Genomic DNA, 11,591 nt, shown 5'->3' on the forward strand with positions numbered 1-11,591 from the left:
CGGATCGCCGCCTCGAAGGGACCATGATCGTGCAACGTCGAGCTGTGTCGGCCGTGTTGGCCGCGACCGCCCTCCTGCTGTCGGCCGGCTGCTCCTCCGGCGACGCGACCGCCCCGGACGTCACACCGCCGAAGGGCACGGCGAGCGGCGCCGCCTCTTCGGGCGGGGCGAGTGAGCCGGCGCCGCCCGCCAAGGGCTCGGTGAAGGTGCTGCGCACGGTCGCCGACGGTCTGAAGTCACCGTGGGGCCTGGCGTCGCTGCCCGGCGGCGCTGGTCTGCTGGTCTCCTCCCGGGACGACGGCACGATCACCCGGATCGACACGAAGACGGGGAAGAAGACCGACCTGGGCAAGGTCTCCGGGGTCTCCCCGGCCGGCGAGGGCGGCCTGCTGGGCATCGCCCTGTCCCCGGACTACGCCTCGGACCACCTGGTCTACGCCTACTTCACCTCGGCCTCGGACAACCGCGTCGTCCGCGTGATCTACGACGAGCACAAGCCGGCCGGCGAGCAACTGGGCGCGCCCGACACGGTGTTCAAGGGCATCCCCAAGGGCTTCATCCACAACGGCGGCCGGATCGCGTTCGGCCCGGACGGCATGCTCTACGCCGGCACCGGCGAGAGCGGGCGAGGGGGGCTGGCGCAGGACAAGGAGTCGCTGGGCGGCAAGATCCTCCGGCTGACCCCGGAGGGCGAACCGGCTCCGGGCAACCCCTTCCCGCACTCCCCCGTGTACTCCTACGGGCACCGCAACGTGCAGGGGCTGGCCTGGGACGACCGGCAGCGGCTGTTCGCCTCGGAGTTCGGCCAGGACACCTGGGACGAGTTGAACGCGATCAAGCCGGGCGGCGACTACGGCTGGCCGGACGCCGAGGGCAGGTCCGCCAAGGCCGGCTTCCGTGACCCGCTGGCCCAGTGGCACACCGACGACGCCTCCCCCAGCGGCATCGCCTACGTCGACGGCGTGGTGTGGATGGCGGGCCTGCGGGGCGAGCGCCTGTGGCGCGTCCCGCTGAAGGGCACGGCGGCCTCGGCCGCCCCGCAGGCCTTCCTCACCCGGCGCTACGGCCGGCTGCGCACGGTGGCCCCGGCGGGCGCCCACCGGCTCTGGCTGCTCACGAGCAACACCGACGGCCGCGGCGACCCGAAGAAGGGCGACGACCGGCTGCTGGAGGTCCAGGTCGGCTGAGCCGGGCGGCACAGGGTGCGGGGCCTCGGGGAACCGTGCGCTGGTCACAGCTCCCCGAGGCCCCGGGGCCGCCGGTGCTCAGCTCGCCGAGGGGAGGCCGAGCAGGGCGTCGGAGTACTTCAGGACGGCCAGCAGCAGGCCGATGACGCCGAGCGAGACGCCCGCCCAGGCGACCGACTTGATCCAGGGTGCCTGCGGGCGGCCGGGCGCGCCGAACGCGGGCCGTACGAGCACCACCACGCCGCTGAGCAGCGCGGCCAGCGCGAACAGGCCGGCCCACAGGGCGGTGGTGTGCCAGGAGTCGCCGTACACCTCCTTGATCTGGGTGGCGACGCCCGCCGTGGAGGAAGTGTGCAACTGGCCGATGAGCTGCTCCCGGGCGCCGGCGATGGTGCCGATCCAGCCGCCGCTGAGCGAGACCAGGCCGAGCCCGGCGGAGACGACCGCGCCGGCGCCCAGTCCGACCCCGGACGACTCCTTGCGCTCGGGCTCGGGGACGTCGAGGCCCTCCTCGCCGTCGGCCACCGTGTCCGTGTCCGCCTCCGCGGCCACGCCCTCGGGCCGTGCTTCAGCGTGCGCCGGGGTCGCGTTCTCCTCCGTCGTCCCGTCCGTCGTCTCGTCGTTGCGCGCCGCCGTGCCGGCCTCGGCGCCTTCCTCAGTCTTCGTTGCCATGTCCGGCACCGTACGGACGCTCTATGAGAGGTCTCTTAATGACCGGCCGCCGGCCGCCGCCACTCGGGCGCGAGCACCGCCCAGATCTCGGTGCTGGTGCGCACACCGCGGTGCGGGAAGTTCTCGCGGAGCACGCCCTCGCGGGTCATGCCGAGCCGCCGCGCCACATTGATGCTGGGCTCGTTCGCGGTGGACACGTGCCATTCGACCCGGTGCATGCCGCGCTCGGTGAAGGCCCAGTCCAGCAGCGTCCGCAGGCCCCGGGTGACCAGTCCGCGCCCGGCCGCCGCCGGCTCCAGCCAGCAGCCGGCCTCGCACACCCCGCTCGGCGTGTCCCAGACCCGGAACAGCAGGCCGCCGACCAGCTTCCCGTCCAGCCGGATGCCGTGCAGGCTGCCGGTGTCGGCGGCGCGCTTCTCGCCGTACAGCCGGAGCCAGGCGCGGGCGCCGTCCAGGTCGGACACCACGTCCGGGAGTCCGACGTGCCGGCCTATGAACTCGCGCCCGCGGTCGATGTGGGCGAGGAGTTCCCCGGCGTGCCAGACCTCCAGGGGCCCCAGTTCGGCGCCGTCGTCACCCAGTGATGTCGCGTACATCGTGCCGCTCCTCCTCGCGCAATTCGTCCACCGGGACCCGGCCGAGCCTCTCATGGGCGGCGCGGCACTCGGGAGGCTCGATGCTCAGGCGCGGCAGGCGGCGTGCCAGCCAGCCGGGCAGCCACCAGTTGGCGGCGCCGAGCAGGTGCATCAGGGCGGGCACGAGCAGGGTGCGCGGGACGAAGGCGTCGAGGGCGACGGCGGAGGCGAGCGCGATGCCGAACATGGCGATCACGCGGTCGCCGCTGAGCACGAAGGCGAGGAAGACGCAGATCATGATGACCGCGGCGGAGTTGATGACCCGGCTGGTCTCGGCCAGTCCGACCCGGACGGCCCGCCGGTTGTCGCCGGTCTCCAGCCACTCCTCGTACATCCGGCTGACCAGGAACACCTGGTAGTCCATGGAGAGCCCGAAGAGCACCGAGACCATGATGACCGGCAGGAAGGGTTCGATCGGGCCCGCGCGGCCGAGGCCGAGGAGTTCGCTGCCCCAGCCCCACTGGAAGACACAGACCACGATGCCGAACGCCGCCGCGACGGCCGCCAGGTTCATCGCGGCGGCCTTCAGCGGGATGCCGAGCGAGCGGAAGGCGACGAGCAGCAGCAGGCAGCCCAGCCCGATCACCACGCCGACGAACAGCGGCAGCTTGCCGACGATGACGGCCGCGAAGTCGTCGTAGCCGGCCGTCACCCCGCCCACCTGGACGTCGAGGGAGGTGCCGCGCTCCGCGCGCGGCAGCACCTCGCCGCGCAGCCGGTCCACCAGGGCGCTGGTGTGCTGGGACTGGGGCGCGGTGGTGGGGACGACCGTGAGGTAGGCGGTCTCGCCGCCGGCTGAGTAGACGACCGGGGTGACGGAGGCGACGCCGTGGGTGGCGCGCAGGGCGGTGTCGAGGTTGTCCAGGGCGAGTTTGTCGTCGCCGCCGTCGACCCGGGTGACCAGGGTCAGCGGCCCGTTGACGCCGGGCCCGAAGCCGTCGGCGAGCAGGTCGTAGGCCTTGCGGGTGGTCGAGGAGCGCGGGTCGTTGCCCTGGTCGGAGGTGCCGAGATGGAGGGAGAGCGTCGGCAGGGCGAGCAGGGTGACGACGGCCAGGGCGAGGGCGGCGAGCAGCTTGGGCCGCCGCTCCACCAGCGCCGACCAGCGGGCGGCGAGCCCGGTGGGCAGCTCCGGGCGCGGACCGTGCTCGGCCAGCCTGCGCCGCTCCCGGCGGCTGAGGGCGCGCGGGCCGATCCAGCTCAGCAGCGCGGGCAGCAGCGTGACGGCGGCGACGACGGTCAGCACCACCGTCAGACAGGCGGCCACGGCGACGCCGTTGAGGAAGCTCAGCCGCAGTATCAGCATCCCGAGCAGCGCGATGCACACGGTCGCACCCGCGAAGACGACCGCACGTCCGGTGGTGGCCACGGCGTGCGTCGCGGCCTCGGTGACGTCCAGGCCGCGTTTGAGCCCGCGTCGGTGTCTGGTCACGATGAACAGCGCGTAGTCGATGCCGACGCCGAGGCCGATCAGCAGGCCCAGCATGGGCGCGAAGTCGGCGACGGTCATGGCGTGGCCGAGCAGCGCGATGCCCGCGTAGGCGGTGCCGACGCCGATCAGCGCGGTGGCGATGGGCAGCAGGGAGGCGGCGAGCGAGCCGAAGGCGACGAACAGTACGACGGCCGCCACGGCGACGCCGACGATCTCGGCGGTGTGGCCGCGCGGCGCCTCGGTGATCCCGACGGCGCTGCCGCCCAGCTCCACCTGGAGCCCGGGACGCTCGGCGGACTCGGCGGCGCGCACCACGGCCCGCGCCTCGGCGTCGGGGATGTCCTCGGCCTGCCGGGTGAAGGTGACGGTGGCGTAGGCCGTACGGCCGTCGAAGCTGACCTGGTGGGCGCCCTGTCCGCCGTAGGGACCGGAGACCGAGGCGACGCCGGGCAGCGCGGCGATCTCGTCCAGGGTGCGGGTCATGGTCCGTTCGACGGCGGGGGCGCGCACGGTGCCGGCGGCGGTGTACCAGACGACGGTGTCGCCGTCCCCGCCGAGGCCGGGGAAGCCCTCGGTGAGCAGCCGGGCCGCCCGGCCGGACTCGGTGCCGGGCACCTCGTAGTCGTTCGAGTACGACGCACCGGCCACACCGGCCGCGGCGGTGACCCCGCCGAAGGCGAGGAGCCACAGCAGCACGGTGGTCAGCCGGTGCCGGACACACCAACGCGCGAGGACGGCCACGGACGTGCTCCCAGAGGACGATGTGTGGATCTTTGGCCGGGAACGCTCGTCCGTAAACGGAACAGCCCGCAAAGAACGCATGAGCAACTGCGCGACACTCTTGCAGGTGAAAGCGATCGTTTGCCGGGTTCGTGGGCTTGTTCACAGGAATGCGCGGGACGTCACGGACTGTCGTCCGTCCGGCTGTCCTACGGCCACGGCCCCGGAGGGGATGCCTCCGGGGCCGTGCGCGTGACGGGGTGCGGGGTCAGCCCTCGGTGACGCCCAGCTGATCCAGGATCAGTTCCTTGACGCGGGCCGCGTCGGCCTGGCCGCGGGTGGCCTTCATGACCGCGCCGACCAGGGCGCCGGCCGCGGCCACCTTGCCGCCGCGGATCTTGTCCGCGATGCCCGGGTTGCCGGCGATGGCCTCCTGGACGGCGGCCGTCAGCGCGCCGTCGTCCGAGACGACCTTCAGACCGCGCTTGTCGACGACCTCGTCCGGGGTGCCCTCGCCCGCGAGGACGCCCTCGATGACCTGACGGGCCAGCTTGTCGTTCAGATCGCCCTTCGCGACCAGCTCGGTGACCCGGGCCACCTGCTGCGGGGTGATCGCCAGCTCGTCCAGCGAGGTGCCGGACTCGTTGGCGCTGCGCGCCAGCTCGCCCATCCACCACTTGCGGGCGGAGGCCGCGTCGGCACCGGCGTCGATGGTGGCGACGATCGGCTCCAGCGCACCGGCGTTCAGGATGGCCTGCATGTCGGTGGCCGAGATGCCCCACTCGGCGAGCAGCCGGCTGCGGCGGGCCAACGGCAGCTCGGGCAGGGCCGCGCGGATCTCCTCGACCCACTCCCGCGAGGGAGCCACCGGGACGAGGTCGGGCTCCGGGAAGTACCGGTAGTCCTCGGCCTCCTCCTTCACGCGGCCCGAGGTCGTGGACCCGGTGTCCTCGTGGAAGTGGCGGGTCTCCTGCACGATGGTGCCGCCCGAGGACAGCACGGCCGCGTGCCGCTGGATCTCGAAGCGCGCCGCGCGCTCCACCGAGCGCAGCGAGTTGACGTTTTTCGTCTCCGAACGGGTGCCGAACTTGTCCGCGTCCTTGGGCATCAGCGACAGGTTCACGTCGCAGCGCATCTGGCCCATCTCCATGCGGGCCTCGGAGACGCCGAGGGCACGGATGACCTCGCGCAGCTCGCGGACGTACGCCTTCGCCACCTCGGGGGCGCGCTCGCCGGCGCCCACGATCGGCTTGGTGACGATCTCGATGAGCGGGATGCCGGCGCGGTTGTAGTCCAGCAGGGAGTGGGACGCGCCGTGGATGCGGCCGGTGGCGCCGCCGACGTGCGTCGACTTGCCGGTGTCCTCCTCCATGTGGGCGCGCTCGATCTCCACGCGGAAGGACTCGCCGTCCTCCAGCTGCACGTCGAGGTAGCCGTTGAAGGCGATCGGCTCGTCGTACTGGGAGGTCTGGAAGTTCTTCGGCATGTCCGGATAGAAGTAGTTCTTCCGGGCGAAGCGGCACCACTCGGCGATCTCGCAGTTCAGCGCGAGACCGATCTTGATCGCGGACTCGACGCCGGTCGCGTTGACGACCGGGAGCGCGCCGGGCAGGCCGAGGCAGACCGGGCAGGTCTGGCTGTTCGGGTCCGCGCCGAGCGTGGTCGAGCAGCCGCAGAACATCTTGGTCCTGGTGCCGAGTTCGACATGGACCTCAAGGCCCATGACGGGGTCGTACGACGCCAGCGCGTCCTCGTACGACACCAGGTCGGTCGTGATGGTCACGGTGAAAACTTCCCTCTCAGCCCAGCAGGACGTCGTCGTCGCCCAGCCGCTTCAGCTCGCGGTAGAGGATGGCGAGGCCGGTGACGATCGCGACGGCGGACACGGTGGCGTCGATCAGCCGCAGCGTGTCCTGCTCGGCGCGCGCCTTCTTGATCTGCTTGGCCACACCGAGCGCGCCGAACGCGGTCCCGGCCATCGACAGGTAGGTGCCGGACTTCGACTTCTTGAAGCCCTTGGCCTTGTTCAGTGCGCTCACAGCGACGGAGCCTCCTCGATCAGCGGGTGTCCCCACTTTTCCACGAAGGCGGCCTCGACGGCGGCACCCACCTTGTAGAGCCGGTCGTCCTTCATCGCCGGGGCGATGATCTGGAGGCCGACGGGAAGGCCGTCCTCCGGGGCGAGGCCGCAGGGCAGGGACATGGCCGCGTTGCCCGCCAGGTTGGTCGGGATGGTGCACAGGTCCGCGAGGTACATCGCCATCGGGTCGTCGGCGCGCTCGCCGATCGCGAAGGCGGTGGTCGGGGTCGTCGGGGAGACGATCACGTCGACCTGCTCGAAGGCCTTCTCGAAGTCCCGCGTGATGAGCGTGCGGACCTTCTGCGCGGAGCCGTAGTAGGCGTCGTAGTAGCCGCTGGACAGGGCGTAGGTGCCCAGCATGACGCGGCGCTTGACCTCGGGGCCGAAGCCCGCCTCACGGGTGAGGGAGGTGACCTCCTCCGCCGAGTGGGTGCCGTCGTCGCCGGTGCGCGCGCCGTAGCGCAGGCCGTCGAAGCGGGCCAGGTTGGAGGAGCACTCGGACGGCGCGATCAGGTAGTACGCCGACAGCGCCAGGTCGAAGGACGAGCAGTCCAGCTCGACGATCTCGGCGCCCAGTTCCTTCAGCAGCTCGACGGACTCGTCGAAGCGCTGGATGACGCCGGCCTGGTAGCCCTCGCCGCGGAACTGCTTGACGACGCCGACGCGCATGCCCGTCACGCTGCCGTTGCGGGCGGCCTCGACGACCGGCGGCACCGGGGCGTCGACGGAGGTGGAGTCGAGCGGGTCGTGGCCGGCGATGACCTCGTGCAGCAGGGCCGCGTCCAGGACCGTACGGGCGCAGGGGCCGCCCTGGTCGAGGGAGGAGGAGAAGGCGACCATGCCGTACCGGGAGACCGCGCCGTACGTCGGCTTGACGCCGACCGTGCCGGTGACGGCGGCCGGCTGGCGGATGGAGCCGCCGGTGTCGGTACCGATGGCGAGCGGGGCCTGGAAGGAGGCGAGCGCGGCCGAGGAGCCGCCGCCGGAGCCGCCGGGGATCTTGGTGAGGTCCCAGGGGTTGCCGGTCGGCCCGTAGGCGCTGTTCTCGGTCGACGAGCCCATGGCGAACTCGTCCATGTTGGTCTTGCCGAGGATGACGACGTCGGCGGCCTTCAGCCGCTTGGTGAGCGTCGCGTCGTACGGCGGGATCCAGCCCTCCAGGATCTTCGAGCCGACGGTCGTGGGCACGCCCTCGGTGGTGAAGATGTCCTTGAGCGCGAGCGGGACGCCGGCCAGCGGGCCGAGCTTCTCGCCTCGGGCCCGCTTCTCGTCCACGGCGCGCGCCTGCGCGAGGGCGCCCTCGCAGTCGACGTGCAGGAAGGCGTGGACCTTCTCGTCCACGGCCTCGATGCGGGCGAGGTGGGCTTCGGTGACCTCGACGGCCGTCAGTTCGCCGGAGGCGATCTTCTCGGCGGTCTCGGCCGCGGTGAGCTTGATGATGTCCGTCATCGTGATCAGTCCTCCCCCAGGATCTGCGGCACCTTGAAACGCTGCTGCTCCTGGGCGGGGGCGCCGGAGAGCGCCTGCTCGGGGGTGAGCGAGGGACGGACCTCGTCCGCCCGCATGACGTTCGTCAGCGGGAGCGGGTGCGAGGTCGGCGGTACGTCTTGGTCGGCGACCTCGCTGACGCGGGCGACCGCGCCGATGATGTCGTCGAGCTGGCCCGCGAAGTGGTCGAGTTCTTCGGGCTTCAGCTCCAGACGCGCCAGCCGGGCGAGGTGGGCGACCTCCTCGCGCGTGATGCCAGGCATGCAGCGATCCTCTGGGGTGAGTGTGTGTGCTTTGGGGCCAATCCTATGGGGCGGGGCCCCGTGCCCGTGAAACGGTTTGCCGAGGGCCGCACCCGCCGGGTCCGGGTCAGCCGCGCCGGCCGTCCCAGGTCTCGCTTCTCAGGAAGTGGTTGTCGTACAACTCCTGCACCTCCAGCAGGCTCTCCGGGGTGGCCTCGCCGAGGCGGATGCGCTGGAGGTGGCGGAAGTAGTCGAAGCGTTCGACGCCGGGGGCGATGACGATCAGGAGGTCGGCGGTGCTGCCGGGCGCGGCGGCGAACGCGTGCGGGCGGTCGGGCGGGACGATCACCAGGTCGCCCTGGCGCGCGGTGACGACGTCGTCGCCGGAGAGCAGCTCGGCCTCGCCGTCGAGCAGGAAGAACATCTCGGCCGAGCGGTGGTGGACATGCGGCCGGGCACCATCGGCCCCCTCCGCGAGGGTGGCCCGCACGGTCGACAGCGCACCGCCCGCGTCACCGCTGTCGGCCAGCAACTTCACCCCCACCGGGACCCGCCCCACCACCTCGGCCTCGGCGTCCCGCACCACCACGGTCTCATCGAACCGCGGCACGAACAGCGACATCTGCCCGTCTCCCCCCTGCCTCGAACACCGCCGGCCCACACGAAACGGCCCGGCTCTCACGGGTACAACGACCGAGGGGGCGAAGTGGATCCCGAGGGCACGGTTTTCCTCCCGGCGGCCCGGCAGCGCAGCGCGCGGACACGGGAGCCCGCAGCCGCCGACGGCGAGCCACCCCCACGGGAAACGGCCACCTCTGCGGCGGGCGGTGACGGGCGGGCGGGTGGGAAAAGGGTGTTATTCGGCGGCCGGCAGCGCGGCGCGGGGACGTTGCCAGCCGTGGGAGCCGCGGGCCAGCAGCCACGCCGTGGTCTCGTCGGGCGGCATCGCGGCGGCCACCAGCCAGCCCTGCACCGCGTCGCAGCCGAGGTCACGGAGCCGTTCCCAGGTCTCGTCGTCCTCCACGCCCTCGGCGACGACGAGCAACCCCAGGGAGTGCGCGAGGTCGACGGTGCAGCGCACGATCTCCGCGTCCTCGGTGTCGACCGCCAGCCGGGCCACGAAGGAACGGTCGATCTTCAGCTCGCTGACCGGCAGCCGCCGTAGATGGACCAGCGAGGAGTACCCGGTGCCGAAGTCGTCCAGGGACATCTTCACGCCGTGCCCGGTCAGCGCGGCGAGCGTGTCGGCGGCCCGCTGCGGGTCCTCCAGCAGCACATGCTCGGTGATCTCCAGCTGGAGCGCCCCGGCGGGCACCCCGTGCCGGGCCAGCCGCGCGGCGACCGAGCCGGCGAAACCCGGCGTGTGGACGTCACGCGGGGAGACGTTGACGGCGACCGGGACCCGGAGCCCCTGCGCCCGCCACCGGGCGACCTGGCCGAGCGCGGTCTCCAGGACGTACTCGGTGAGGTGGGGCATCAGCCCCGAGGACTCCGCGATCGCGATGAACTCGTCCGGTGGCACCTTCCCGCGCTCCGGGTGCACCCACCGCACCAGCGCCTCCAGGCCGGCCACCTGGCCGTCGAAGCGGACCTTGGGCTGGTAGTGCAGTTCCACCTCGTGCGCGTCCAGCGCGCGCCGCAGGTCGCCGAGCAGGCCGAGCCGGTCGGGGGTGTTGGAGTCGCGCTTGGACTCGTAGACCTCGACGCCCGTACGGTCCCGCTTCGCCTGGTACATCGCCACGTCCGCCCGCCGCAGCAGCCCCTCGGCGTCCAGCGCGTGGTCGGGGTAGACGGCGACCCCGGCGCTGGCCTCCAGGACGAGGGTGAGGCCGTCGAGGTCGAGCGGTGAGCTGAGCGCGGTGACCAGGCCGCGGGCGATCCGGGTGGCGGAGGTGGTGGAGTCGGCGACGGGAAGTAAGACCGCGAACTCGTCGCCCCCGAGCCGCGCGGCCTCCGCGCCGCGCGGCAGGGCGAGCCGCAGCCGGTCGGCGATCTGGAGCAGCAGCCGGTCCCCGGCGAGATGGCCGAGGGTGTCGTTGACCGACCGGAAGCGGTCGAGGTCGATCAGCATGAGGGCGGCGCGGGCGCCGATGCGTTCGGCGTCGTCCAGCGCGGTCCAGATCCGCTCCAGCAGCCACTGCCGGTTGGGCAGCCCGGTCAGCGGGTCGCGCAGTTGCTCCTCGGCGCGGGCGCGGGCCATCCAGAGGGTGGAGTCGAGCGCGATCAGCGGGATGGCGAACAGCGGGAGCAGGACCGGCTTGGCGTCGGCGACCACGCACAGCAGGGGCGCGATGCCGAGCAGGGCGACGGCGACGAGGCCCTGCCTGACCAGGGCGGTGCGGGCGATGGCGGGCAGCTTGCCGCCGCGCGGCGCGTGCAGGTACCACAGCAGGCCACGGCTGACGGCGAGATAGGCGACCGCGGCGAGGACGACCTCGGGCACGGTGGCCGGGGTCCAGCTGTCGGGCCGCCAGGGCTCCTCGACGCTGGGCACCCGGCCGAACGCCCCGAGCAGCAGCGCGCCGGTGCCGATGCCGAGGATGTCCACCGCGCCGTGCAGCAGCCCCTGCCGCCAGCTGTGCCGGCGGGCGACGCCGACGAGGACGACGACGGTGAGGCTGACCAGGCCGGCGGGCACCCAGCCGTACAGCAGCAGGACGGCGAGGGTGAGGGCGGCGCCGGAGCCGGTGCCGCCCCACCAGCGGGCGCGGCCCAGCATGACGAGGTGGCCGACGATGACGCCGGTGAGCAGGGCCAGCGCCCAGCCGACGGTGCCGCCCGGGAAGAGGGCGTGGTGGCCGGCGAAGGCGCGGTAGAAGCCGGCGCCGAGGGCGAGCGCGGCGGCGGTGACGACGGCGGTGGTCGGGGAGGGCAGGGAGGGGCTCCGGGGTCCGGCTCCGGGCAGCCCGGGGGCGGGCTCCAGGGCCAGGGGTATCGGGGTGTGCGGTTCACCGGACGTGCACGGTGCGCCGGGGGTGCCCGGTCCGGGCGGGCGGGACCGCCCGGCCGTCCGCGCGCCCGCCCGCCCCGTCCACCGGTGTCCCCGCCATGCGACCGCGCGGCGGCGCAGGCGCAGCCGGGAGTCCGGGGCGACGCTCTCGGTCGGTTCCATTCCCGTCCCTCTCACAGCCGGCGGTG

At 72.9% G+C, this 11,591-nt stretch carries 10 protein-coding genes; 1 reads left to right on the forward strand and 9 read right to left on the reverse strand.

Annotated elements, in window-relative coordinates:
• The first annotated feature begins 23 nt into the window (after window positions 1-23).
• The gene (locus tag NX794_RS23230) at window positions 24-1,187 is read left to right on the forward strand and encodes a PQQ-dependent sugar dehydrogenase (RefSeq protein WP_258780697.1); all 1,164 of its coding nucleotides are present in this window, start codon (window positions 24-26) and stop codon (window positions 1,185-1,187) included.
• A gap of 78 nt (window positions 1,188-1,265) precedes the next feature.
• Here the strand turns inward: NX794_RS23230 and NX794_RS23235 are convergent, their stop codons facing one another.
• The 9 genes from NX794_RS23235 to NX794_RS23275 all read right to left on the reverse strand — a co-directional run bounded on the left by NX794_RS23235 (window position 1,266) and on the right by NX794_RS23275 (window position 11,565).
• The gene (locus NX794_RS23235; RefSeq protein ID WP_258780698.1) at window positions 1,266-1,859 is read right to left on the reverse strand and encodes a hypothetical protein; all 594 of its coding nucleotides are present in this window, start codon (window positions 1,857-1,859) and stop codon (window positions 1,266-1,268) included.
• Window positions 1,860-1,894: 35 nt separating this feature from the next.
• Window positions 1,895-2,455 carry a GNAT family N-acetyltransferase gene (locus NX794_RS23240; protein ID WP_258780699.1) on the reverse strand — a complete coding sequence of 187 codons (561 nt, stop codon included), beginning with the start codon at window positions 2,453-2,455 and terminating at the stop codon, window positions 1,895-1,897.
• Window positions 2,433-4,664: an MMPL family transporter gene (locus tag NX794_RS23245; RefSeq protein WP_258780700.1), complete on the reverse strand. Its 2,232-nt coding sequence runs from the start codon at window positions 4,662-4,664 to the stop codon at window positions 2,433-2,435. Before NX794_RS23245 ends, NX794_RS23240 begins: the two co-directional genes overlap by 23 nt.
• A 247-nt stretch (window positions 4,665-4,911) precedes the next feature.
• Complete coding sequence (gene gatB / locus NX794_RS23250) at window positions 4,912-6,426, reverse strand: Asp-tRNA(Asn)/Glu-tRNA(Gln) amidotransferase subunit GatB (protein WP_258780701.1); 1,515 nt, start codon at window positions 6,424-6,426, stop codon at window positions 4,912-4,914.
• A 16-nt stretch (window positions 6,427-6,442) separates the two neighbouring features.
• The gene (locus NX794_RS23255) at window positions 6,443-6,682 is read right to left on the reverse strand and encodes a hypothetical protein (RefSeq protein WP_258780702.1); all 240 of its coding nucleotides are present in this window, start codon (window positions 6,680-6,682) and stop codon (window positions 6,443-6,445) included.
• Entirely contained in the window at window positions 6,679-8,172 is a 1,494-nt protein-coding gene (gene gatA, locus NX794_RS23260; RefSeq protein ID WP_258780703.1) for an Asp-tRNA(Asn)/Glu-tRNA(Gln) amidotransferase subunit GatA, read from the reverse strand. Before gatA ends, NX794_RS23255 begins: the two co-directional genes overlap by 4 nt.
• Window positions 8,173-8,177: 5 nt before the next feature.
• A complete protein-coding gene (gatC, locus tag NX794_RS23265) occupies window positions 8,178-8,474 on the reverse strand; it encodes an Asp-tRNA(Asn)/Glu-tRNA(Gln) amidotransferase subunit GatC (RefSeq protein ID WP_018531282.1) in 297 nt (98 codons plus the stop codon).
• A 106-nt stretch (window positions 8,475-8,580) separates the two neighbouring features.
• A complete protein-coding gene (locus NX794_RS23270; protein ID WP_258780704.1) occupies window positions 8,581-9,075 on the reverse strand; it encodes a cupin domain-containing protein in 495 nt (164 codons plus the stop codon).
• Between the two features lie 234 nt (window positions 9,076-9,309).
• Window positions 9,310-11,565: a putative bifunctional diguanylate cyclase/phosphodiesterase gene (locus NX794_RS23275; RefSeq protein WP_258780705.1), complete on the reverse strand. Its 2,256-nt coding sequence runs from the start codon at window positions 11,563-11,565 to the stop codon at window positions 9,310-9,312.
• Window positions 11,566-11,591: the final 26 nt, after the last annotated feature.

The organism is Streptomyces pyxinicus (assembly GCF_024753135.1).
Taxonomy (GTDB): domain Bacteria; phylum Actinomycetota; class Actinomycetes; order Streptomycetales; family Streptomycetaceae; genus Streptomyces; species Streptomyces pyxinicus.